The organism is Vibrio hannami (assembly GCF_029589055.1).
Taxonomy (GTDB): Bacteria; Pseudomonadota; Gammaproteobacteria; order Enterobacterales; family Vibrionaceae; genus Vibrio; species Vibrio hannami.
Genome location: NZ_JARQZP010000007.1, coordinates 1680758 through 1704724, shown reverse-complemented (window position 1 = coordinate 1704724; position 23967 = coordinate 1680758). Strand labels below are relative to the sequence as shown.

Annotated in this window: 18 protein-coding genes and 2 tRNA genes; 12 read left to right on the top strand and 8 right to left on the bottom strand. The window is 43.9% G+C overall.

Going from position 1 to position 23967, the window contains the following annotated elements; genetic code table 11:
- Positions 1 to 60 precede the first annotated feature (60 nt).
- The 3 genes from P7F88_RS22260 to P7F88_RS22250 are packed head-to-tail and all read left to right on the top strand — an operon-like array spanning position 61 to position 3412.
- The gene (locus P7F88_RS22260; RefSeq protein WP_277828378.1) at positions 61 to 1788 is read left to right on the top strand and encodes an SLC13 family permease; all 1728 of its coding nucleotides are present in this window, start codon (positions 61 to 63) and stop codon (positions 1786 to 1788) included.
- A 5-nt stretch (positions 1789 to 1793) separates the two neighbouring features.
- Entirely contained in the window at positions 1794 to 2432 is a 639-nt protein-coding gene (gene cysC / locus P7F88_RS22255) for an adenylyl-sulfate kinase (protein ID WP_422128417.1), read from the top strand.
- Between the two features lie 23 nt (positions 2433 to 2455).
- Positions 2456 to 3412 carry a DHH family phosphoesterase gene (locus P7F88_RS22250; protein WP_277828375.1) on the top strand — a complete coding sequence of 319 codons (957 nt, stop codon included), beginning with the start codon at positions 2456 to 2458 and terminating at the stop codon, positions 3410 to 3412.
- A gap of 63 nt (positions 3413 to 3475) precedes the next feature.
- Here P7F88_RS22250 and sppA read toward each other — a convergent pair whose 3' ends face one another.
- A complete protein-coding gene (gene sppA / locus P7F88_RS22245) occupies positions 3476 to 5338 on the bottom strand; it encodes a signal peptide peptidase SppA (RefSeq protein WP_277828373.1) in 1863 nt (620 codons plus the stop codon).
- 235 nt (positions 5339 to 5573) lie between these two features.
- On the opposite strand from sppA, the gene P7F88_RS22240 reads away from it, so the two are divergent.
- From P7F88_RS22240 to P7F88_RS22230, 3 genes are all read left to right on the top strand, one after another.
- A complete protein-coding gene (locus P7F88_RS22240; RefSeq protein WP_277829253.1) occupies positions 5574 to 7577 on the top strand; it encodes an NADPH-dependent 2,4-dienoyl-CoA reductase in 2004 nt (667 codons plus the stop codon).
- A 61-nt stretch (positions 7578 to 7638) separates the two neighbouring features.
- A complete protein-coding gene (locus tag P7F88_RS22235; protein WP_277828371.1) occupies positions 7639 to 8187 on the top strand; it encodes an NAD(P)H nitroreductase in 549 nt (182 codons plus the stop codon).
- 115 nt (positions 8188 to 8302) lie between these two features.
- Positions 8303 to 10234 (top strand): DNA topoisomerase III, encoded by a 1932-nt coding sequence (locus P7F88_RS22230; protein ID WP_277828369.1) that lies wholly within the window; start codon positions 8303 to 8305, stop codon positions 10232 to 10234.
- A 4-nt stretch (positions 10235 to 10238) separates the two neighbouring features.
- On the opposite strand, the gene P7F88_RS22225 is transcribed toward P7F88_RS22230, so the two are convergent.
- Positions 10239 to 10925: an SDR family oxidoreductase gene (locus P7F88_RS22225; protein WP_277828367.1), complete on the bottom strand. Its 687-nt coding sequence runs from the start codon at positions 10923 to 10925 to the stop codon at positions 10239 to 10241.
- 235 nt (positions 10926 to 11160) lie between these two features.
- On the opposite strand from P7F88_RS22225, the gene P7F88_RS22220 reads away from it, so the two are divergent.
- A complete protein-coding gene (locus tag P7F88_RS22220) occupies positions 11161 to 11814 on the top strand; it encodes an acyltransferase (RefSeq protein WP_277828365.1) in 654 nt (217 codons plus the stop codon).
- A gap of 97 nt (positions 11815 to 11911) precedes the next feature.
- The gene (locus tag P7F88_RS22215; protein ID WP_277828363.1) at positions 11912 to 13957 is read left to right on the top strand and encodes a methyl-accepting chemotaxis protein; all 2046 of its coding nucleotides are present in this window, start codon (positions 11912 to 11914) and stop codon (positions 13955 to 13957) included.
- A 73-nt stretch (positions 13958 to 14030) separates the two neighbouring features.
- Here the strand turns inward: P7F88_RS22215 and P7F88_RS22210 are convergent, their stop codons facing one another.
- From P7F88_RS22210 to ptsG, 3 genes are all read right to left on the bottom strand, one after another.
- Positions 14031 to 14702: an HAD family hydrolase gene (locus tag P7F88_RS22210; protein WP_277828362.1), complete on the bottom strand. Its 672-nt coding sequence runs from the start codon at positions 14700 to 14702 to the stop codon at positions 14031 to 14033.
- Between the two features lie 330 nt (positions 14703 to 15032).
- Positions 15033 to 15123 (bottom strand) — tRNA-Ser (locus P7F88_RS22205).
- A 210-nt stretch (positions 15124 to 15333) separates the two neighbouring features.
- The gene (ptsG, locus tag P7F88_RS22200) at positions 15334 to 16728 is read right to left on the bottom strand and encodes a PTS glucose transporter subunit IIBC (protein ID WP_277828360.1); all 1395 of its coding nucleotides are present in this window, start codon (positions 16726 to 16728) and stop codon (positions 15334 to 15336) included.
- A 403-nt stretch (positions 16729 to 17131) separates the two neighbouring features.
- Here ptsG and P7F88_RS22195 point away from each other — a divergent pair, with 403 nt between their 5' ends.
- Genes P7F88_RS22195 through P7F88_RS22185 form a run of 3 tightly spaced genes read left to right on the top strand, consistent with a single transcriptional unit; the run spans position 17132 to position 20662 of the window.
- Complete coding sequence (locus tag P7F88_RS22195; RefSeq protein WP_277828358.1) at positions 17132 to 17860, top strand: response regulator; 729 nt, start codon at positions 17132 to 17134, stop codon at positions 17858 to 17860.
- The gene (locus tag P7F88_RS22190) at positions 17853 to 19355 is read left to right on the top strand and encodes an ATP-binding protein (protein WP_277828356.1); all 1503 of its coding nucleotides are present in this window, start codon (positions 17853 to 17855) and stop codon (positions 19353 to 19355) included. Before P7F88_RS22195 ends, P7F88_RS22190 begins: the two co-directional genes overlap by 8 nt.
- Positions 19352 to 20662, top strand: coding sequence for an ABC transporter substrate-binding protein (locus P7F88_RS22185; protein ID WP_277828354.1), 1311 nt, complete (start codon positions 19352 to 19354; stop codon positions 20660 to 20662). Before P7F88_RS22190 ends, P7F88_RS22185 begins: the two co-directional genes overlap by 4 nt.
- A gap of 71 nt (positions 20663 to 20733) precedes the next feature.
- On the opposite strand, the gene P7F88_RS22180 is transcribed toward P7F88_RS22185, so the two are convergent.
- The 3 genes from P7F88_RS22180 to P7F88_RS22170 form a co-directional block, all read right to left on the bottom strand.
- Positions 20734 to 20810 (bottom strand) — tRNA-Pro (locus P7F88_RS22180).
- Positions 20811 to 22622: a DUF3413 domain-containing protein gene (locus P7F88_RS22175; protein ID WP_277828352.1), complete on the bottom strand. Its 1812-nt coding sequence runs from the start codon at positions 22620 to 22622 to the stop codon at positions 20811 to 20813.
- 34 nt (positions 22623 to 22656) lie between these two features.
- Positions 22657 to 22875, bottom strand: a complete 219-nt coding sequence (locus P7F88_RS22170) for a YejL family protein (protein ID WP_277828350.1) — start codon at positions 22873 to 22875, stop codon at positions 22657 to 22659.
- 85 nt (positions 22876 to 22960) lie between these two features.
- Here P7F88_RS22170 and yejK point away from each other — a divergent pair, with 85 nt between their 5' ends.
- Positions 22961 to 23962, top strand: coding sequence for a nucleoid-associated protein YejK (gene yejK / locus P7F88_RS22165; RefSeq protein ID WP_277828348.1), 1002 nt, complete (start codon positions 22961 to 22963; stop codon positions 23960 to 23962).
- Positions 23963 to 23967 lie beyond the last annotated feature (5 nt).

Genomic DNA, 23967 nt, shown 5'->3' with positions numbered 1-23967 from the left:
GCTCCATTGTCAGCCATCTTTACGGGTGGCTGACTGCTTACTGCTGACTACTCTTCACTTATGTCTTTCGAATCTATTTTTGTTATTACCGTCTTTCTTGCCACGATAGCCGGATTGATTAAATTTCAGCATCGCCCCGCCGCCGTTTTTGGTTGCGCTATGGTGCTGTTATTTGCATCTGGTGTTGTGTCAACGGGGGATGTTATTTCAAGCGCTTCTAACGAGGGCTTGCTTACTTTGATTTTGCTGATGACATGTTCATTGGCTTTAGAAAAAACCCGCCTTTTACGCTCAGTCGCCACCACGATTATTCGTGAGAAATACTCTGGAACCTGGCTACGATTGTTTGGTATGACAGCCATTACGTCGGCGTTTTTGAATAATACGGCAGTGGTTTCAACCATGTTGGCACCTATCCGAAGCAATCCCTATCACGCATCAAGCAAACTTTTACTACCTCTTTCTTATGCTGCCATTCTTGGTGGTACGCTAACGCTTGTTGGTACTTCAACCAACCTTATCGTGAATAGTTTGGTGATTGAAACGAGCCTGGAGCCTCTCCACTTTTTTGACTTCACAGCCGTTGGTGCATGCGTTGTGTTGGCCAGTGGTTTTGTACTGTGGTTAGTGAGTCGTTTTCTTCCTGAAAGAAATACTGAGCAGGAAAGCTACAGAGAATACTTTATTGATGCCAAGGTGTTACCTGGCTCTTCTTTGATTGGAAAAAGTATCGAAAAGAATGGATTACGACATCTGGAATCTCTGTTTTTAGTTGAGATTATTCGTGCTTCTTCTCCGATATCGCCAGTGTCACCGACAGAAGTGATTCAGGAAGGTGACAGGCTGGTATTTACCGGGGATATCACCAAGGTGATGCAACTTAACCAATTTGAAGGGCTGAGTATTTTTGCAGACCAAAATGGACTACCTATGGATAACCTTTCTGAGGTGGTTATCAGACCAGAAAGTGTGCTGGTAGGTAAAACGTTAAAAACCGTTGGCTTCCGGGCTCTTTTTGATGCGGGTGTGGTTGCCATCAGGCGAGATGGCGAACGCGTTTCGGGCAAGCTCGGTGAAGTTGAACTTTTGGCAGGTGATTATCTGGTGTTAGCGGCGGGTAACGACTTTAAGTCTCGCCACAATATCTATAAAAACTTTATTTTGCTATCGGGTGTTGAACCTGAATCGAAGCTAAGTGGCGCAAAAGAAACCTTAGTAGCGGTTGGCTTTGTTGGTACCTTAGTTCTTGCGGCTATTGGTGCGTTGTCACTGTTTAAAGGTATGTTTTTGTTGCTTGGTGCTTTGATTCTTTCGGGTACTCTGACTTCGCGAGAAATCATCAGACGTTTCCCAAGCGACCTATGGCTAATTATTGCATCAGCATTGCTACTTTCTAAGGCGCTTACAAATAGTGGTGTGCTGGATGGGTTACACGTTTTTCAGGAATCTTACCTAACGGAAATGACCCCAATAGGCGCGCTAATCGTAGTGTATGTGATGACCTGGCTCCTAACGGAATTAGTGACCAATAATGCCGCGGCAGCTCTGAGCTTTCCTATCGCTTATAGCCTCGCATTAAGCCTCGATGCCAACCCTATGGCATTTATTATGGCGGTTGCGTTCGGTGCCAGTGCTAGCTTTATCAGTCCTTACGGATATCAAACCAATCTAATGGTATTTAACGCAGGTTGTTATAAGATTTCTGATTTTGTGAAAATCGGTCTTCCGGTTAGCCTTGTGTATGGAATTACAGCGGTGAGTGCCATCGTCTGGGTATATGGAGTTTAATGGGTATGTCACCATATAAAGAAATTGAAACAGGACAAGAAAAATCATCGGATGTTGTTTGGCATCTGGCGAGTGTCTCTCATAACGAGCGAGCTAAGCTTAATGGGCATAAACCAGCAGTATTATGGTTTACCGGGTTAAGTGGCTCCGGGAAATCGACGGTGGCAAATGCTGTCGATAAAATGCTTTACGACCTGGGTTGTAAAACCTACGTGCTTGATGGCGACAATGTTCGTCATGGTCTAAATGGCGATTTGGGCTTTTCAGATGAAGACCGAATTGAGAATATTCGCCGAATTGGAGAAGTATCAAAGCTGTTTGTTGATGCAGGGTTATTGGTCTCGACGGCCTTTATTTCCCCGTTCACTAATGACCGCACTATGGTTCGAGATACATTGTCTGACGGCCAGTTTATAGAAGTCTTTGTCGATACTCCGCTGGAGATTTGTGAACAGCGCGACCCTAAGGGGCTATACAAAAAAGCGCGAGCAGGTGAGATTAAAAACTTCACGGGAATTGACTCGGCTTATGAGTTACCAGAAAAGCCCGAAGTTCATATAAAAACAGCCGACAAATCTGTTGAAGAGTGCGCTAGAGAAGTCATTAGTTACTTACTTGCGAATGGCTACGTGAAAGCCGCTTAACCAGAAAAGCAAAGGAATAAGCTTTGAATTACGATCTTTTTAACGGTGATGCGGATGGCATCGTTGCATTACTTCAATTGCGTTTAGATAAGCCGGTCGAAGCAGAATTAGTTACCGGTGTTAAGCGTGATATCAATCTGCTGGCAAAAGTTTCTCCTAAAAGCGGAGATAAGTTAACGGTTCTTGATGTCTCCATGCTTAAGAACAGCAAAGCTCTAGAAGAGGCACTGATTTCTGGCGCGAAAGTGTTTTATGCAGACCACCACCAATCTGGTGATATTCCAACGAGTTCGAACCTTGAAGCGCATATCGATCTGGATGCAAACTGCTGTACCGCATTGATTATAGATAGCTTGCTTGAGGGAAGGTATCACGATTGGGCCATCACCGCTGCATATGGTGATAACCTGATTGCGAAAGCGGATCAGTTAGCAGATAAAGCCGGATACGACGCAGAGCAAAAGGCACTGCTTAAAGAGTTGGGAACGCTGATTAACTACAATGGTTATGGCGAAAAAGTGGAAGACCTTCACTTTCATCCAGCTGATCTTTACAAAGCGCTCCTAAAATACCCGTCTCCATTTGATGCGATTGCAGACAAAGCATCTCCTTACTACCAATTGCAAGAAGCGTATCGGGAAGATATGGATTTGGCGCTATCAGTGAAACCGATGCACGAAAGCGACAAGTTAAAAGTTTTCGAGCTTCCAAATAGTGCGGCTTCACGCCGTATAAGTGGCGTATTTGGTAACTATCTGGCGAACCAGACACCGGATTCCGCGCATGCTGTTTTTACTCTGAACAAAGATGAAACCTATACCGTTTCATTGCGAGCACCTTTAAATAATAAAAAAGGTGCAGGGGAGATATGTGGTAGCTTCCCCACAGGTGGTGGCCGCGAGGCAGCAGCTGGTGTAAACGCACTACCACAAGATGAAGTTGAGAAATTTATTCAGATTGTAGAAAGTTACTATTTGTAGCTTCTAAAAGAGAGATAAACAAAAAGGGCGCAGATGCGCCCTTTGTCGTTTCATAGGAAACGATCAATCAACCGCACAATTTAAGCAAAACGCGTAATAACCTTTTGGATCGTTAAAGCTGCTAAGCAACTCCGCATCTTGTATTACTTTTTCCGTTATTGGCTGGAAAGCTTTAGGAATCATCGAAGAAACATCAATACCAACCGATGCTTCGACTCTATCCATTAACTGCTGAATAAACTCTTCTGTTGGTGTTAGTGATTCTTCTACCCAGTAGATATTGTAGTCTTCCAGTCCTGCAAGGTTTGCTGCGATTTCGATAGCATCATCAAAATCGCCCATCTGATCAACTAATCCGGCTTTCATCGCATCCTGACCAGTCCATACGCGGCCCTGTGCGACCTTATCTACATTTTCTACGCTGATATCTCTGTTCTCACTAACCAATCCGATAAAGCGGTTGTAGCCATTTTCAATGCCTAGCTGGATTGCTTCGCCAGCTTTGTCAGATATCCCTCTGGTAATGCCCATACCAGAGAAAGGCGTAGTACCAACACCATCACTGTAGATACCGTGCTTGTTAAGCCCTTTCTCAAAGGTAGTGATAACACTGAATATCCCTATCGAACCAGTAAGCGTAGTCGGTTGGGCTACGATCTTATCAGCGCTCATTGAAATCCAGTAACCGCCAGATGCTGCAAGGCTAGACATCGATACCACGACAGGTTTACCTGCATCTCGTAGCGCCTGAACTTCGTTTCGAATTACCTCCGACGCAAATGCACTACCGCCAGGGCTGTCTACTCGAAGCACTACAGCCTTAACCTTGTCATCTTTACGTGCTTTACGAAGAAGAGCGGAAGTAGTATCGCCGCCAACGGTGCCGCGTGGCTGGCTTCCATCAAGAATCGTTCCGCTTGCTACGATAACAGCAATGTCGTCTGAACTGCCGTTGAAGTCGCCTCGCACACGGGTTAAGTATTCGTAATAACTTACAGCTCTGTAGCTATCTTTATCCTTCACACCGAATGTTTCACCCATTGCCTTTCTGAACTGCTGCCTAGTGACTAACTCGTCTACAAGTCCAAGGTTTTTCGAAAGTAGCGCCAGATCGCCATTCACTTCTCTCAGTTTTGCCAGGAAATCATCCATTGACGGGTTAATTGCATTGGCCTCGATGTTTCGGTTTTCAGCAACATCGCTAATGTAAGCACCCCAAAGCTGACTTAGCCATGTACTAGCCGACTCTTTCGCTTCCTGTGACATATCATCGCGAATGAAGGGTTCGATGGCTGATTTATATGTCCCAACGCGGAACACATGAGTATTTACATCAAGCTTTTCTAGCAGAGACTTATAGTAAAGCGGGTACGAGCTATAACCTCGTAACATTATTGCGCCGTCAGGTGCCATGTAGATCTTATCTGCGTAACTGGCTAGGTAGTACTGACTTTGGTTATAAAGCTCGCCCACAGCAAAAACCGGCTTTCCTGTTGCTTTAAATTCTTTGATAGCTTTTGCAATGTATCTAAGCTTTGTCAGGTTGGTTTCTGACATCTCTCCGGTTGCCAAAATAAGCCCGGAAACTTGCTCATCCTCTGCTGCATGGCGAATAGTATCAACGATATCGAAAAGTACATTTTCTCGTGGAAGCTCTCGTCCAAACAGTGAGCCTGTAAATGAATCCATCGGATTAACGTAGGTTCTCTGCTCTACAATTGGACCTGAGAGGTTGAGCACCAGTGCAGAAGCCTCTTTGACTGGTTGAGGAGCAGCAGGCTTTTCTATTTGAGTATGGGTATAACCGATATAGATAGCAGCGAGTATCCCAAGAAAGATCAGGTTATAAACCGCGAGGCGGATGAAATTTATTAACATCCATATAAATTTAAAAAACTTACCAATGATTCGAAATACAGTTTTCATTCTATTTCCTGCAGACAGTGATTAGTGCCTGTTAATAAAGCGGTAATCAGATGGGACAATCCTACGACATTCTGAATCATCCAACAAATTTCTTATTCGATGCTCATGCATTTTGATACGCAAACACAGACAAAATTGATCAATGTTGCACAAATGTAAACAGTTGTTTGATTTTTGATCTCTAAGTGCCTATTCTGGTCTGACCATAAGTATAACGATGAAAGTGAAGTCTGCTATGTATCCAAATTTAATGAAGCCCCTGGATTTAGGTTTTACCCAGTTAAGAAACAGAGTACTGATGGGTTCCATGCACACGGGACTGGAAGAACATAAAGAAGGAATGGGGCGTCTAGCGGCGTTTTATGAAGAACGTGCCAAAGGCGGCGTGGGTTTGATAGTCACTGGTGGGTTTTCACCAAATCTACGTGGGCGTCTGCATCCGTTAAGCGCAGAATTTAGTAAACCAAAACATGCCAAAGAGCATAAAGTTATAACCGAAGCTGTCCATAAACACGGTGGCAAAATCGCGCTGCAGATACTTCACGCCGGGCGTTATGCGATGCATCCGTTCTCCCAGAGTGCTTCAGGGATCAAAGCGCCTATTTCAAAATTTGCTCCGAGTGAAATGAGTGAGCGTCAGATTAGGAAAACCATCGACGCGTTTGCTAATAGTGCCTCTCTAGCGCAGCTTGCTGGTTACGATGGCGTCGAGGTGATGGGTTCTGAAGGCTATCTGCTGAATCAGTTTATCTGTAAACGAACCAATATGCGTTATGACGAGTGGGGCGGTACCTATAAGAAACGCATTCGCTTCCCGCTAGAGGTGGTAAAAGCCATCAGAAAAGCGGTCGGCGAAGAGTTCATAATCATATTCCGACTTTCGATGCTGGATTTGGTTGAAGAAGGCAGCACATTTGAAGAAGTGGTGATGCTGGCTAAGGCGCTGGAAGATGCAGGCGTAACTATTATTAATACTGGTATCGGTTGGCACGAAGCGCGTGTCCCTACTATCGCTACTCAGGTTCCAAGAGCTGCATTTACCTGGGTAACCGAGAAAGTGAAGCCGCATGTCAACGTACCAATCGTTACTTGTAACCGAATCAATACTCCTGAAGAAGCCGAGTCCATTTTGGAATCAGGAAAAGCGGATATGGTCTCTATGGCAAGGCCTTTCCTTGCTGATCCGTATTTTGTAGAAAAGGCATCTAACGATAACGCAAATCTAATAAACACATGTATCGGGTGTAATCAGGCTTGTCTGGACAACATTTTTCAGGGTAAACGAGCGAGTTGCCTTGTAAACCCAAGAGCGTGTTACGAAACAGAATTAGAAGTGCAACCAGCTCAAATTAAGAAAAAAGTAGCTGTTGTTGGGGCTGGTCCGGCAGGCCTTTCTGCTGCTACGACAGCAGCGGAGCGTGGCCATCAGGTTGACCTGTTTGAAAAACAAGATCGAATAGGTGGCCAGTTCAGGCTTGCAATGCAGATCCCCGGCAAAGAAGAGTTCAGGGAAACCATTCGATATTTTGCCAACCGACTTGATGAAACCGGAGTAAACCTCAAACTCAATACCGAAGCCAGTCTTGATGTATTGAAAGATTATGATGAAGTCATCATGGCATCGGGTGTTGCGCCTAGAAAAGTTGATATTAAGGGGATTGATAACCCGAAAAAAGTCATCGACTACCAAACTCTGATTAAAGATAAGACGTATGTTGGCGAAAAAGTTGCTGTAGTTGGAGCTGGTGGGATCGGTATTGATATTGCGACCATGATAACCGAGCCAAACGGTCATCAACTTGTCGACTGGCTGCATGAGTGGGGAATCGACCCTGAGATGGCACATCCCGGTGGTTTATATCCATATCCAGATATGATCAGCGATAAAACCGTGTGGGTGCTACAGCGACGCAAAAGTCGGGTAGGTAAGGGGCCGGGTAAAACTACCGGTTGGATTCACAAACGCACACTTGAAAAGCGCGGTGTAAACCTGATGGGTGGAGTGAGTTATGAAAGTATCGATGATGATGGTTTGCACATAAAATTCAAAGGCAAGCAGCAGCTTCTGGATGCAGATAAAGTGGTGATATGTGCAGGTCAGGAGTCAGTGCGTCCTTTTGAAAGCGAATGGAAATCCTTTGGAGATAAGCTGCATGTCATTGGTGGTGCAGACAAAGCAGGCGAACTGGACGCAGTGAGAGCGATAAGACAAGGACTAGAGTTGGGAATTAAGATCTAAATAAGCTATATTGATAATTATTCTCATATAACTGTTGTCATCATATCTTAGAGGATTCCGAATGGATGCGCTGGATCTATTATTAAATCGTCGTTCAATTGCTAAGTTATCAGAGCCTGCACCTCAAGGTCAGGCTCTGGAAAATATTCTTAAAGCAGGCTTAAGAGCCCCAGACCATGGGGGGTTAACCCCGTGGAGATTTGTTATTTCTGAAGGAGATGGACTGGAAAAATTGTCTGATATCCTCGTTCGTGCCGCTGAATCTGAAAACAGCGATGAAGCTGTCGTCGAGAAATTGCGTAAAGCACCATTTAGAGCGCCAATGGTTATCACTGTTATCGCTAAAGTAAAACCGCACGACAAAATCCCGCCTCTCGAGCAGCACTTATCTGCTGGTTGTGCGGCTCAGGCAATGCAAATGGCTGCGGTAGCTCAGGGTTATCAGGGATTCTGGCGTTCTGGTTCATGGATGTTTCACCCTGAAGTTCATAAGGCATTTGGTCTGGGGGAGCAAGATGAAATCGTTGGCTTTCTCTATCTCGGAACACCAGGTTGTACTCCAATGAAAGTGCCTGAGCGTGATCTGACCCGATTTGTTGAATATCTCTAGCGTTGAAAATCTTGTACATTTAAATACAACTGTATAAATAACCAGTTTTTACTTGCATTTCTATGGCCGCATTCGATAATGTGGCCTTTCTATTGTTTGCCTTGTTAAATTCTTTATGTCACGACTGTTTATCGCAGAAAAACCGAGCCTAGGTCGCGCAATAGCGTCTGCTCTGCCTAATCCTCAAAAAAAGGATCAGGGATTTATTCGTTGTGGTAACGGTGATGTCGTGACCTGGTGTATTGGCCACTTGCTGGAGCAGGTCGAGCCAGACGCTTACGATGAGCGTTATAAAAAATGGAACATGGCCGATCTGCCCATTGTTCCAGAGCAGTGGCAGTTAAGGCCAAGAAAAAGCTCAAGCAAGCAATTAACCGTTATACGCAAGTTGCTTAAAGAGACAAACCAGATAATCCATGCTGGCGACCCGGATCGTGAAGGCCAACTTCTGGTCGATGAGGTGATCGACTATCTTAAAGTAAGCAAGACAAAAAAGGCCAGTATCGAGCGGTTGCTTATCAGCGACCTTAACTTGCCCGCAGTAAAGAGAGCGCTCAGTAAAATGCGCAGTAATCGCGAGTTCGTTTCTCTATCCGTTTCTGCGCTTGCGAGATCACGAGCTGATTGGCTGTATGGTATGAATATGTCTCGGGCATACACACTGCTTGGACAAAAAGCAGGTTATGGAGGAGTACTTTCTGTAGGTCGGGTTCAAACGCCAGTACTTGGCCTTGTTGTTAGAAGGGACGAAGAGATAGAGAACTTTGTCCCTAAAGACTACTTCACCCTGCATGCACTTATTCCTTATCAGGATGGCGCTGACTCTTTTGATATCAGGGCACGTTGGAAACCCAGCGAGGCATGTAAGCCATGGCAGGATGAAGAAGGTAGGGTGTTAAACAGAAAACTAGTTGAGAATGTTGCAGGGCGGATTAAAGGCCAGCCTGCAACGGTGACAGATTCAGAACAGAAAGAAACCAAGCAATACGCTCCGTTACCTTATTCGCTATCTGCGCTGCAAATAGACGCGGCCAAGCGTTATGGTATGAGTGCTCAGGATGTACTGAATGTCTGCCAGGCGCTTTATGAAAAGCACAAGCTGATTACGTATCCTCGTTCGGATAGCCGTTATCTCCCGAAAGAACATTATGCTCAGGCGGCATCTGTTTTAGGTGCGATCGAGAACAATGCCAAAGAGATGCAACAAGTGGTTTCTGGCGCTGATACCAATATTAAGTCTAAAGCGTGGAATGATAAAAAAGTGGATGCGCACCACGCCATTATTCCAACGCCTAAGAAAGCGTCGGTAAATGCGTTATCGGGTAATGAGATGAAAATCTATCAGCTTATTGCCCGGCAATACATCATTCAGTTTTATCCTCCGGCGGTATATGCAGAAGCCAGATTGGTGTTCGATATTGCTGGTGGAACATTTATCGCTAAAGGGCGGCAGTTAACGAATCCAGGCTGGAAAGTGGTCACAGGCAATAAACAGCAAAATGATGAAGGGATAGATGCTGTGCCGCCGCTGAAAAAAGGTACTGTGCTTACCTGCCGCGAAGGGGAAATCAAGGACAGAAAAACGGAACCACCAAAGCACTTCACTGAAGCCACTTTGTTGCAGGCAATGACGGGAATAGCCCGATTTGTTAACGATAAAGAGCTAAAGAAAATTTTACGAGAAACCGATGGTTTAGGCACTGAAGCAACCAGAGCCGGCATTCTTGATACGCTTTTCAAACGAAAGCTATTGAATCGACAGGGTAAAACCGTGCTGAGCACGGAGGCTGGACGAGGACTAATCCATGCTCTTCCAGCAGAGTCGACTTATCCTGATATGACAGCACACTGGGAGCACCAGCTCCAGTTAATGGTAGAGAAAAAACAGAGTTACCAACCCTTTATCGACACTCTTACAACCAGCGTTCAAGGGCTTATTGAACAGGTTAAAGTGTCGCCTGTTCCTGACTCTTTACGTTCGTTACCGCCGGTGCAGCGTAAGCCCTACCAGAAAAGAAAAAAGTTCACAAAAAAGAGTAAGTCATAATTATTTACCAGGGTAACTCGGTTCCATCATAATTCAGGAAACGGCCTGTATCTGAGCCAGTCAGGTTTTCGATAACATTGGCTAACCCATTTGCACTAGCTTGAGTGCTGATAAGTGCTCGTGGCCCACCCATTTCAGTTTGTACCCAACCAGGATGCAGGGCAACAGCCGTAAATCCTTCTGGTGAAAGATCATTGCTTAAGCTTTTTACCACCGAGTTTAATGCCGCTTTTGAAGAGCGGTAAATGTAGCCACCACCAGAGGTGTTTTCAGCCATACTACCTACTTTAGAAGAGATACATGCGATGCGTTTTTGGTCGCCTTTCATCAGCAAGGGATAGAACGCTTCCACTAATTTTAGTGGAGCGATGGTGTTGATCTCAAATACCTTACGCCATTCGTCTATATCGGTATTACCAAAACCATACCCTTTGGGTCCATAGTAGCCTGCATTGTTAATCAACAAGTCTATTGCCGGCAGTGTCGCAACTAAGTTGCTAAGTGCTTCGTAGTCGGTTACCTCCAACTGATAGCATGTCAAATTGGACTCATGCTCTGAGAGGCTAAGTAGCTCGGATGAAGAGTCTGTTGAACGAAACGTAGCGTGTACTACGTAATCTAACGATAAATATTCTTTAACCAAGGCAAGACCGATGCCACGATTAGCTCCGGTGATAAATACAGTAGGCATATTGAATCTCTATAGTGTTGAATCTACTCGATTTAGTATAGCGACTCCTTCGATTTAAGCTAGTTCTTACAGTAGGTTAGGAAAAATAAAATTACAAACTTCTAACGGTACGTAAGGTGCGAATAAGTATAATCAAAACCAGCTATAGGTGTATTTTAGTGTTAATTCATAGCTTATATGAATGATGTAAAAGGCTCCTCTTTGATCGGTGATTACTTTTGATGGATAAAGTATTTTGAAACATAAAATCAGGCTCATGACGGCGATTGGCATTAGCCTTTTGCCTACCAACAGGTTAAGAGTTTTCCTATATAAACTGCTACTCAACTACAGGATCTCTGATGCACATATCTCCTGGCTAACGCTCATTTGTGTAGAAAGTGCTGAGCTGAATGGTTGCAAAATCGGTATGTTCAACAAGTTTTCGGGCCCTATGTTATTAACCATTGGTCACGACACTGCAATAGATAACTTCAATACCTTTACTTGCGGGCGGTGGACTAAAGATCCAGAGTTTGCGGATGATGGCTATGAAAGAAAGCTTACCATCGGAAGTTCAGTTTTAATTACATCCCATCACTTCTTTGATATAGCTGGTAATATCACTATTGGAGACAACACCTGGATTGCAGGCAGATACTCTCAGTTCTGGACACACGGAGCAGGCAAGCTCGATAAAGATATCAATATTGGGGAGCGGTGTTATGTTGGCAGCTCCGTTAAGTTCGCTACTGGTTCTGGTGTAGGGGACAACTGCATTGTTGGGCTGGGTAGTGTTGTTACCAAGTATGTGAATGTCGACAATGCCATGGTTGCTGGTAATCCCGCACGAGTAATCAAAAGTAATTTCGACTGGAAGGCTGGTACTTATCTGATAGAGAAAAAATGAATTGGAAAATTCGCCAAGAATATAATTTTAATTAAAGTACTATCTGAGCTTATGTTAATATTTGTGGATAAAAGGAAATTATCTACTTGGTGGTAGCATGCTATTTAACAAACTTCGTCTGAGCACCAAACTTCTTGTTGGTTTTGCCATTCCTATTCTTGCAATATTATTGCTTTCTTTCCTTTCCAACTCATCGGTTCAGAACCTTTTGAAAGTTAATACTTCACTGACCGATGAGATGTCGATGGTGACGCGAGTAAACGCTATTCGCACTGAAATGCTCGAGATGGAATCGGGTATGCGGGGTTTTTTGATATCCGGTAAAGAAGGTTTCCTAAGCCGCTACACCCAAAGTTTGAGTGACTTTGAGCAACAGATTACTGAACTTAAAACCGCATATAGAAATGACCCACTACAGTTAGAACGTGTCGAAAAGATAGAAGAACTTCAAAAGATATGGCTACGTGAAGCTGCTGAACCACAAATAGAAATGCGGAAAGAAATTGCTCAGGGAGAGGCCGCAACTGAGCTTTATTTTAAACTGTCTGGACGCGATATCGGACCTAAGACAATATCGGAATTCCGCACAATTTTGGACGAAATGTTCACAGAGTTTGATGAACGATATGATCGTGATGGTTATGAATTACTCAACACAGTTTTGATTGCAGTGATAAACCAGGAAACTGGCCAGCGGGGCTTTTTGTTGTCTGGAGATGAAAAAGCACTAGAACCATATACGGAAGGTCAAAAAGCATTTGCTCAACAGGTTTCTGCGTTAAAAGAGCATCTGGCGGGTGCATATTACGATGGCAGTGAACTACTTAAAAAATTGGAGCAAGCTGAGTTGGTAGCTGAGAAGTGGCATAAAGAGTCTGCCGAGCCGGAAATAGATGCCAGGCATGCGATGAATCAAGTGAAATTAACTTTGAGTGACTTGACGGTGTTTATCGAGCAGGGGGCGGGTGAAAGGAATATGCTAGCTATCGCTCAGGTAATCGACCAGTTAGTGGATGCTGAAAACAGTAATGTTAATCAAGAGATCGAACACGCCCATGAATCTGCGAAATCGGCTTCAACGCATAGTATGTTGGTTGCCACAGTATCATTAATATTAGCGGTATATATGAGCTACTGGATCGTACGAGAGGTACTTCACATGGTAGGCGGAGAGCCATCAGAAATAGCGTCAATTACCAAACGAGTTGCTCAGGGTGACCTTTCCAATCAGGTTGAAGTCAAAAAGTATCCAAACAGTATTTTTGCATCAATAGTAATGATGACTACCCAATTACGCTCTACTATTTCTCAGGTAGTGAGTGCTACGCAATCACAATCTACAGCCGCCGAATCTTTAGCGACCATAGCAGAACAGACCAACAGTAATGTTCAAAACCAGATTCATTCTGTTGATCAGGTAACGGTTGCCATTGATGAAATGCAGGTAACAGCTTCATCGGTAGCTGACAGTGCTGCTAATGCTGCCAGTTCGGCAAATCAGGCAGATCAACTGGTTAAGCTTGGCTCAGAGAAAGCTGAGACAGCCGCCGGAGGCGTATCTCAGTTAGCGGATAGCTTGAACTCAACGTCTACCCAGATTGAGGATCTTGCCTCAAGTGCTGAAGATATTACCAACATTTTGAATGTTATTAAGGGAATTGCGGATCAAACCAACCTTTTGGCTCTCAACGCTGCCATAGAAGCGGCCCGAGCAGGAGAGCAAGGCCGTGGTTTTGCTGTTGTGGCAGATGAGGTGCGTGCATTGGCTAAGAGTACTCAGGAATCGACAGTCGAGATTGAGGGAATGATTTCGAAAGTACAACAGCAAGCACAGAGATCCGTTGAGTCGATGAACCAAGGCCAGAGCCAGGCTGGACAAATTGTCGCTGTTACTCATGAAGTGAATAACGCCCTGACGGATATTGAAAAAATGGTGGCAGATATTACAGATTTAACGAATCAAATTGCCAGCGCAGCTGAAGAGCAGAGCATTGCATCTAAAGAAGTGGGTAACCTTTCTGAAGAAATTCGTTCTCAGTCTATTCAAACAGGTCAGGGAGCAGAGGCAATAGCTAAATCAACACAAGACCTTAAAGGGCTGTCTGCTCAACTGCAACAAGAGATGAGTTACTTTAAGATTTAACTCCTTACCCGGATAAATAGAGACAAAACACCCCGACATTAAGTTTTGCCGGGGCTATAAATAGATAGTGATTTTAAACTGCCTTAGTAACGTCTATATATTGAGAGACTATCTCAGGTACTTCATTCAAATTAGTGACATGATAGTCTGCGATAGCAAACTCTGGCGTTAATTTTTCGGGAATCGCTATGGTCGTGATTTTTGCATTAACGGCAGCAGTCACTCCCGTTAGGCTATCCTCCAGAGCCATTGTGTCTTCTGGTTGGACTCCTAATCTACGGCAAACCTCTAGATAAACGTCAGGAAAGGGCTTGCCGTTTTCCACACTATCAGCACTCAATGCTAGCTCGAAGGTGTTGCTCAAGTTAAGTTTATCTAATACTGCGGTAATAATTGGTGGACTTGAAGATGTCGCTAGTGCAACTCTCATATTATTGTGATTTAGAAATTCGATAAGTTGATAAAGGCCTTCTCGTGCTTCAGCTACTGAGCTTATCAATGAAGCAGTTTCATTTAATAGCAAATCCGAGAAACTTTTATGTGAAACATCCAGGTCAAAACGATTTATCCAAAATGAAGAGATATCGTCTATCCGCTTTCCCATCGTATAACGAATGCAATCTTGTTCTGTAATGGTAACTTCAAACCTACTCAATAAGTCGATTTGGGCCGCACGCCAATGAGGCTCCGAATCAAGCAATACGCCATCCATGTCAAAAATAAACAGTTTTTTTCTATATAACATGATAACAACCTAAAATATCAGACTATACCGTGGTTAATTTGAGTATTTTACTGTGCCCTAAACGGAATGGCATGTTAATAAGTTTTACCAAATATGAATGGAAGCTCTTTACGAGAAACAGACAGTTAGTTTATGTATAAGCAGCTTGAAAGCTAACCACAAATCAGTTTCTACTGGCTCGATGGTGAGTGTACTGCTTGCCCAGTCGAAACAATGGGATGTGCAAGCTTACATAACATTGACTAAGTACAATTGTCTCACCTCATCGGTGTGGGTGATCTGCCGTACTTTAGATACGAAAAAGCCCTTGATTTCTCAAGGGCTTAAATGTGGCGGAGAGATAGGGATTTGAACCCTAGATACGCTATTAACGTATGCCGGTTTTCAAGACCGGTGCTTTCAACCACTCAGCCATCTCTCCGTGTGCGGGGCATAATATAAGGCTATGAAAACATTGTAAAGCCCTGTTAGTACTGTTTGATGAATTTATGTGCAGAAAAGCAGGAAAATTTTTTTAATTGAATAGGGAACAGAGCATATAGGGCTAACAAGCTAGAACAATAGTCTTTATTGGAGGCAACAAAAAAGCCGGGCTAAAAAGCCCGGCTTGATATTTCTAAAGGTTGTGGAATTAAGCTAATGCTTCCATCTGACCTTTGATGATTTCAGAGTGAGTACCAAATACGGCCTGGAAGTTGTCACCCTTAGCAAATACACCTGCCGCACCTAGTGCTTTCAGTTTATCAGTATCTACTTTAGCGCCATCGTTAACTGTTACACGTAGACGAGTGATACATGCGTCTAGGTCTTTGATGTTAGCTTTGCCGCCGAACGCTGCAGTGATTTCTTCTGCTAGTTCGCTGCTGTCAGTTTTAACTTCAACTTTAGACTCAGACTCGTCTTCACGACCTGGAGTTTTAAGGTCGAACGCTTTGATTAGCGCTACGAAAACGAAGAAGTAGATAGCTGCGTATACAAGACCGATTACTGGTAGCATCCAACCGTTAGTTGAGTTACCGAACAGTAGCGTGAAGTCGAATAGACCGTGGCTGAATGTAGTACCGTGCTTAATACCTAGCATAATCATTACTACGAATGCAGAACCAGCTAGTAGAGCGTGAACTACGTATAGTAGTGGAGCAACGAATAGGAATGCGAATTCGATTGGCTCAGTGATACCTGTTAGGAACGAAGTCAGTGCTGCAGAACCTAGGATAGAAGCTACTAGTTTTTGCTTGTCGCTCTTAGCAGTTACATACATTGCAAGACACGCCGCAGGTAGACCGAACATCTTGAACATGTAGCCACCAGCTAGGTTACCAGCAGTTGGGTCACCAGCAAGGTAACGTGGGATTTCACCAGTTACAACTTCACCAGCAGCTGTTGTGAATGAACCAACTTCGTAGAAGAATGGTGCGTTCCAGATGTGGTGTAGACCGAATGGAATTAGAGAACGTTCAACGATACCGTAGATACCGAACGCTAGCTCTGGAGACTGGTACGCTGCCCAGTGAGAGAACGCTGCGATACCAGCACCGATTGGTTGCCATACGATAGCAAGGATAGCTGCAACCACACACGCTGCCAAAGACGTTACGATAGGTACGAAACGCTTACCGCCGAAGAAGCCAAGGTATGTTGGTAGCTTGATAGTGTGGTAACGGTTAAAGAGTTCCGCTGCAACAAGACCCATGATAACACCACCGAATACACCAGTGTCTGTGCCAGGAGCCACAACACCAAGTACGCGTGTCATTGTTAGGTAACCAAGTGCTGCTGCTAGTGCTGCTACACCGTCGTTTTTAGAGAAACCAAGCGCTACACCGATTGCGAATAGTAGAGCCATGTTTGCAAACACACCAAGACCAGCCTCGGTCATGATCTGTGCAACGATCTCTGGAAGGAACTTAGCAACTTCTGAGTTACCACCGATACCTAGCAAGATACCTGCTGCAGGCATACATGCTACAGGGAGCATCAAGCTGCGTCCCATTTTTTGCATTGTACTAAAAACGTTCATTTTCAACCCCGATTGATTTTATAAATGTAATTTTTTACTAGTAACTAGTAGAAAATAAGAAACCAGCTCTAAAAGAGATGATTTAAAATCTAATGACAAAACCTACATCAGCAGAAGCATCTTCTGGAGTAAGTAGTTTTATCGAACGGTTATATATTAATTTGTTGAGATTTCAGTTAACGAGGGCAGGGTCACGCCCAATGTAACATAACGTAACAGAGTGCAATGCTACGTAATGGGTCGGTAAAATCATGGTAGACTTGAGTTACAAACACCCCCTATAGGTGTTACATAACGTGTATAAATGCACTATGTTTCATCTTGAGGTTACTTGAGTATACATATGTACTACTACATTTAACTATGCATAAAAAATAACAACAATATCAAAGTGGAATAGGATCAATTTATGTCTGTAAGAAAGCAAATTCTCGTGGTTGATGACGACCGGGAGATTCGTGAACTGCTTGATGAATATCTAACCAAAGCAGGTTACGCAGTTGTACTTGCTTCCGAAGGTGAGGAGATGAAGCGGCACCTTTTAGTCAGAGAACCCGATCTCATTCTTCTGGACATTATGTTGCCCGGAGATGATGGTTTCACGCTTTGTCAGTACATACGAAAATCATCTAATGTACCCATTATTATGCTAACGGCGGTTTCTGACGAGACCGACCAAATTGTGGGTCTTGAAATTGGTGCGGATGATTATATAGCAAAACCTTTCAGCCCTAGACAGCTGGTTGCTCGCATTAAGGCAATGCTACGTAGAACAAGAAGTCCGGAAGTTGAAGAAGATAAGCCAAAACCCAAAATCATCGAGTTCGCTCAGTGGAAGTTAAATACTATTACTCACCTTTTATCTAATACTGAAACTGGCGAAGAAGTAGAATTATCGGGTAAAGACTATTCTCTGTTGTTGTTATTCCTTGAAAGCCCGAATCAGGTTCTCGACAGGGATACAATTACCCAGGCAACGAAAGGTCGAAACGCCTTACCGACTGAAAGAGGTTTGGATGTTCAGTTGTCACGTTTACGCCAGCGTTTAGGTGACAGTGGCAAACATCCAAAGCTGATAAAGACGATGCGTGGTGATGGTTATATCTTATCTGCGGAAGTGAAGTATTACGATGATTAATAAAGAGGGTCAGGAATCAACGCCGTTACTTGTAGCCTTACGTAAATGGCTGTCCCCTCTTGTTCCGCGTTCGCTGGTATCACGAACACTTTGGCTCAGCCTACTCCCTGTTCTCCTGGCTCAGTTAGTGGCGACTAACATATGGTACAACAACTCTAAGTACCGGGATCTTCAGGGTTTAGACTCTACAGCGACCAGTATGGCGAGTAACTTTGTGTCAACGGCAAACTTTTTCCAGTCGTTGCCTTTGCAATACCGGCATGTTGTTTTAAATCAGTTGCGTAACATCGGTGGTACGCGTTTTTTTGTTTCCTTCAATGAAGAAGAGATTCAAATTGATCCGGCTAAAGATACCGAAATGCGTACGGTTGCAAAAAACGTTGTTCGAAGGGTGTTAGAGCAAAAATTGGAAAAGACCCCTTCGGCGGAACAGCTGAAAGTAGAGTTTTCAAGGCCAGAGACACTTCGCGTATTAACTAACGACACACTACTCAGAGATCTTCCTAAATCATGGGCTCACTACACGCTAACGCTAGAGCCACTTAATCCGCCTATTCTTGTGGTACAGATTCAACTCGCAGAGAATGAATGGCTGTACATTGCGGCATTATTGCCAGCGCCATATACCACGCTGGAAGACGAAGTGATTTCGAATCAGCAGATGTTTTTCATCTTCTTTATCACGGGAGTCTTGATGTTGCTTACCTATTTCATGATTCGTAAGCAAGTAAAACCGCTTAAACGACTAGCGCAGGCCGCTAACTCGCTTAGCCGCGATATCGATCAGCCGGCGCTCAAAGAAGAGGGCGCTTATGAGTTGGTTACGGCGACTCAGGCGTTTAACCATATGCAGAAAGCGTTGAAGCGGCATATTGATGATAGAGAGCGTTTGTTTAGCGCCATTTCTCACGACTTAAAAACGCCAATCACCCGTTTGCGTATTCGTTCTGAGTTAATTGAGGATGAGCAAAGAGAGCTGAAGTTTAATAAAGATCTCGATGAGCTCGAACTGATGGTGAAGGGCGCTCTTCAGATTGTGAAAGACACCGATATCCACGAGAACCTTGTCTTGGTTGATGTTATGGACATGCTCCATAACATTGCTGAGGTGCACAACACTCATCAAACTAAAGTCGTTTTTGATGGGACTGACATCGAACCATTACTGTGTAAACCCCTTGCGCTTAAGCGTTGTTTATCAAACCTGATAGATAACGGTGTGAAATACGGTAACAGGGTTACGGTTGTCGCTCAAGATACAAAAGAATGTCTGGAACTCACTATTATAGATGAGGGGCCAGGTATCCCAGAAAACAGGCTCGAAGATGTGTTCAAGCCATATTTCCGATTATCGGATGACAATACTGGTCATGGACTAGGGATGGGGATCGCAAGAAGTATTATCCACGCACACGGAGGAAAGTTGAGCATTTGTAATCATCAGGCTGGTGGGTTACAGGCCAACGTGCGATTGCCAAGAGATACAATTAAATGAAACAAAGAACAATGAAGCTATTCAGTATAAAAAGAGCTCCAACAGCCGCGCTATCGTTGATAGCAGCGTTGGTAAGTGGTTACTGTTTGGCGAGCGATGACTTTCCCCCATATACCAGTGAAAACGAAGTAGAGGTCCTTCACTGGTGGACTTCTGGAGGTGAAGCTCGATCCGCTGAAATATTGAAAAATGCTGTCGAAAAAAGAGGGTACGACTGGAAAGATTTTTCTGTCGCTGGTGGTGGTGGTGAAAGTGCCATGATGGTGCTAAAAGCCAGAGCTGTATCAGGGAACCCTCCTACATCTGCTCAGATCAAAGGTTACGATATTCAGGAGTGGAGTCAGCTTAACTTTCTGAGCAATGTCGATGATGTTGCAAAGAAAGAGAATTGGGACTCACTATTGCCGAAGTTTGTCGCTGATATCATGAAGTACAAAGGGCAGTACGTCGCAGCACCTGCAAACATCCACCGTGTAAACCTGCTATGGGCGAATAAAGGTATCTTTAATGAGCTGAACCTTGCTGTACCAAAGACGCTAGATGAGTTTTTCGAAGCAGCAGAAGTGATAAAACAAGCCGGATATATCCCTCTGGCACACGGTAGTCAGCCATGGCAGGATGCGACACTGTTCGAGGCAGTTGCTATTGCAGTGCTTGGTTCTGAAGACTACTACAAAGCCTTTGTGAAACACTATATGGATGTTTTGCAGGGTGATAAAATGGTAAAAGTCTTCGAAGCATTTAAGAAGATGCGTAGTTATACCGATGATAAGATCCTAGGTCGTGACTGGAACGTGGCGACCAATATGGTAATTAATGGCGAAGCAGCCATGCAGATCATGGGAGACTGGGCAAAAGGTGAATTTACTGTTGCAGGCAAATTTCCCGGTGAAGATTATGTATGTACTGCTGCCCCAGGTACTGCTGGCAAGTTTGCCTACAACATAGATAGTTTTGTGTTTTTTAAGTCTCACGATCCATCGCGTGGAATTGGTCAAAGAGAAGTAGCAAGCGCGGTAATGTCTAAGCAGTTCCAACAAGATTTCAATTTCAGCAAAGGATCTCTTCCAGCGCGTAACGATGTATCGATAGAAAAGTTTGATCAATGCGCTAAGTCGTCGATGAAGGCTTTCAAGCAAGCTGAGGGAAGTCCGGACATGCTACCAAGCATGTCAGCAGATATGTCGACAACCAGCTTTGTCAGAGCTGCAATTTTAGATGTTGTGAATGAGTTCTTTATGGATGCTGATGCTGATCCGGAGAAGGCAGCAAAACGATTAGCGAGAGCGATTAAAGCTGCTATGTAACATCACGTAACGTAAGCGTATATAAGAATGATAAAAGCCGCTATATCAATATGATAAGCGGCTTTTTTGTATGGTCGGGATGACAGGATTTGAACCTGCGACCACCGCGCCCCCAGCACGGTGCGCTACCAAACTGCGCTACATCCCGCTAATTTTGTTCTCTGGTATAGAATCTTTTCAGTTCAGATAATCCTTGCATCAGGATTGATAGCTTAGGTTTAGCTTCGCGCTGACGTTTATAATGCTTGTCATACACTTTGTAATTACCGAACTGATCGACCACAGTGGTGCTCTTGTCTGTCACCAACGCAATTTCACGGTTGTCACCAGCCAGAATCCACATGCGAGAAGAGTTGTTAAATAAGCTTCGGCCGCTGCTAAATTCTCTTGGCTTTGATGTTACACCCATCAAGTCCTGTAACAGTGTAGTCGATACATCAAAGTGACTAGACTTGTGTGAATACATGGTTGCCATTTTGCCCGGCCAGTGCATTACAAACGGTACTTTAAGTTGATAATCACTATAGTTAGTGTTTGAACCCCAGCTATTGGTATTAGTTTCATTAAACTCAGTACCATGATTTGAGGTGATAATGACTATGGTATCTTCCATCAGGTCATTTCCCATTAGGGTAAATAAGATATCACCGATATATTCGTCGGCTATTGTCGCGGCTTTCTGGTATGCACGGCTCAATCGTTGCTTAGGTGTACCCGCCAGGTCTTCAATTTCGTAGTCTTCGTACTTCTCAACGGTAGTAAGTTCAATATAACTAAACCACGGTTTACCCGGATTGCCCTCAATCCAGTTAGTCCAGTCTGTAATTGCTTTTGCATCTGAAGAATTAAGGCGATCTTCTTTCTCAGCAGTGACCTCTCGGGATTTAAAGATAGCCTCATAATAAAGGTCATCTTCAAACCCACTGCCGCTAAACAAGCCAAAGTCGTACCCTTTGTCTTGCATCGCTTCCAGAATTAACGGTGATGAGCCTTGAGACTTGATGCTACCCGCATAACTATTTGGTATGCCATAGAACAATCCAAATACACCGTAGCTGTCGTTGCTGGCGCTGTAATGGTTGTTGAATTTCTGGTTATTGTTCGCGAAGTTATAAGTTTCTGGCATAACTTCTGGAGTCATGGTATCTGAGCGAAGGTTGTTCACCATCACCATCAGTACATTTAGCTTTTGAGGGCGACTGCTAAATACTAAAGGTTCGGTTGGGTAACTGACGAGATCAACTTGTCCTTCGCTCTCTTCCATTCGCTTCAGGTACTCCTCTCTATCAAGAAGGCCGTGCTTCTCCATGAAGGTTTTTGCCGTCATAGGGTAAGAGAGAGGGAAGTTCGCTTTCTGGCTGGTTATCGGACCGTAGAAATAAGCATCAGCCCAAATGTAGACGAGGTGACTAGTAATAAAACAGACAAAAAACAACGCTGTAATAGGGCGTCCTACATGTTTATGGGATAGCTTACGCTGCTTACGCCAAACCCATTCGGAGAGCGCGAGTTGCAGAAGGAATATAATAGGAACGACAACAAAAAGTTGCTGTAACTCGATAGTGACCGAAGAGCTCGCTTCGCCTTCAAGTAAAAGTTCCCAAACCACGGGGTTCAGGTGCAGGTGTATTTGCTGGTAGGCTTCTGTGTCCAGCAGCAAAACGGTAAGCCCGATGGTCGCGAAGATAACCGCAATAAAACGATAAAGCTTGCGAGAAAGTACAATAAAGGTGAGCGGAAACAGTATCAACAGATACAGAGCAAACACCAGAAAGCCAAAGTGGCCAATCCAGGACAATGCGAGATAGCTTTGACCTAACAAAGTATCTGGCCACGGTGACTGAGTGATATATCGAGTACCAATTAGCATTGTGGCAATAATATTGAAGAAGGTGAACCAGTGCCCCCAACTTACTAACCTTGATACTTTGTCGCCGTACGAGTTTCCGCTATCTACCATTTATTCTACGTTCTTGATTTATTCTTTATGGAGTCTACTCATCTTCTACTGAAGAGAGTAAAGCCTGTGCAAATTTTTCGGCAATTGTTTTGCGCTGTCCAGCTGGTACTTTGCTATTAAGTACATTAGTTGCAATATTACCCGCGATCATAAGTGAAAGCTCTGAATTTGCGCCATGTTTGTCTAAAACGGCTGCAATCTCAGTAAGGATAAGTTCGATTTGGTCATCGCTATATTTTGAAGTAATCGGCATAGTGACTCTAATTAATGATAGTGAAAGCGGCTTATGATAACCTACTCTACCTCACAACTGAAACCCAAGCAGTGATTTTATAGCTATGAGCCTTAAACTTTCTAACGTTATCCTTCATCAGTTAGTAAAAAACGATCAGGATGAGCTAGTCGTTAAATACCGAAATGATGCCCTCGAACTTGATACCTTTTCTGAAAACCTGGTAGCGGAGCTACACAGAGTATTCAGCGCAAAAGCCGGTAAAGGCTTTGGTACTTTCAATTCTGACAGCGAATTTAAGTTGTGGTTGCAAGAACTTCGCCAGAACGATCACACTTTTTATGATTTCTCCCAAAAAAGTGCCCAAAGATTAAAAGACGAGCTTAAAAAATACCCATTTGCTGAAGAAGGCATCCTTGTACTTGCTGAATATCAGTCACTTGCAACAGATTATTTGTTTATCGCTTTGCTTCCATCCATGCAGAGTTTGAAGGTGAACGAAGAGCTAGATATTAGTGCAACAGACTATCTAGACATCAGCAAAATGGACATCGCGGCAAGAATTGACCTTTCTACTTATGAAACGGATTCTGACTCCAACCGTTATTTGTCTTATATAAAAGGTCGAGTAGGGCGAAAAGTCGCAGATTTCTTCCTCGATTTCCTTCAGGCCGAAGTAGGGCTGGACACGAAAGCTCAGAACCAGGTGCTGATGCAAGCTGTTGAAGACTTCTGTTCTGATTCACAGTTAAATAAAGAAGAGACGAACAGCTACAAGAAGCAAGTATTCGAGTACTGCAGCGATCAAATTAAAGCCAATGAAGAAGTTGAAGTAAAAGAGCTATCAGGAGAATTGCCAGCTGCTGATGACGGAACAAGCTTCTTTGATTACACCCAGGAGAGAGGCTATGAACTTGAAGATAGCTTCCCTGCGGATCGTACAACGGTAAGAAAGCTGGCTAAATATGTCGGTTCAGGTGGTGGCTTAAGCATCAACTTTGACAGTATGTTGTTGGGTGAGCGTATATTTTATGACCCGGAAACAGATACGCTGACTATTAAAGGTACGCCACCAAACTTGAAAGATCAGTTAACCCGCAATAGTTGATTCCG

Excerpts from the sequence above, each read along its gene's own strand:
- P7F88_RS22235 (WP_277828371.1), top strand. The coding sequence starts at position 7,639 with ATGGATGCGCTGGATCTATTATTAAATCGTCGTTCAATTGCTAAGTTA.
- cysC (WP_422128417.1), top strand. The coding sequence starts at position 1,794 with ATGTCACCATATAAAGAAATTGAAACAGGACAAGAAAAATCATCGGAT.
- P7F88_RS22210 (WP_277828362.1), bottom strand. The coding sequence starts at position 14,702 with ATGTTATATAGAAAAAAACTGTTTATTTTTGACATGGATGGCGTATTG.
- P7F88_RS22190 (WP_277828356.1), top strand. The coding sequence starts at position 17,853 with ATGATTAATAAAGAGGGTCAGGAATCAACGCCGTTACTTGTAGCCTTA.
- P7F88_RS22225 (WP_277828367.1), bottom strand. The coding sequence starts at position 10,925 with ATGCCTACTGTATTTATCACCGGAGCTAATCGTGGCATCGGTCTTGCC.
- P7F88_RS22175 (WP_277828352.1), bottom strand. The coding sequence starts at position 22,622 with ATGGTAGATAGCGGAAACTCGTACGGCGACAAAGTATCAAGGTTAGTA.
- P7F88_RS22230 (WP_277828369.1), top strand. The coding sequence starts at position 8,303 with ATGTCACGACTGTTTATCGCAGAAAAACCGAGCCTAGGTCGCGCAATA.
- P7F88_RS22215 (WP_277828363.1), top strand. The coding sequence starts at position 11,912 with ATGCTATTTAACAAACTTCGTCTGAGCACCAAACTTCTTGTTGGTTTT.
- sppA (WP_277828373.1), bottom strand. The coding sequence starts at position 5,338 with ATGAAAACTGTATTTCGAATCATTGGTAAGTTTTTTAAATTTATATGG.
- P7F88_RS22170 (WP_277828350.1), bottom strand. The coding sequence starts at position 22,875 with ATGCCGATTACTTCAAAATATAGCGATGACCAAATCGAACTTATCCTT.
- P7F88_RS22185 (WP_277828354.1), top strand. The coding sequence starts at position 19,352 with ATGAAACAAAGAACAATGAAGCTATTCAGTATAAAAAGAGCTCCAACA.
- P7F88_RS22240 (WP_277829253.1), top strand. The coding sequence starts at position 5,574 with ATGTATCCAAATTTAATGAAGCCCCTGGATTTAGGTTTTACCCAGTTA.
- P7F88_RS22195 (WP_277828358.1), top strand. The coding sequence starts at position 17,132 with ATGTCTGTAAGAAAGCAAATTCTCGTGGTTGATGACGACCGGGAGATT.
- P7F88_RS22260 (WP_277828378.1), top strand. The coding sequence starts at position 61 with ATGTCTTTCGAATCTATTTTTGTTATTACCGTCTTTCTTGCCACGATA.
- yejK (WP_277828348.1), top strand. The coding sequence starts at position 22,961 with ATGAGCCTTAAACTTTCTAACGTTATCCTTCATCAGTTAGTAAAAAAC.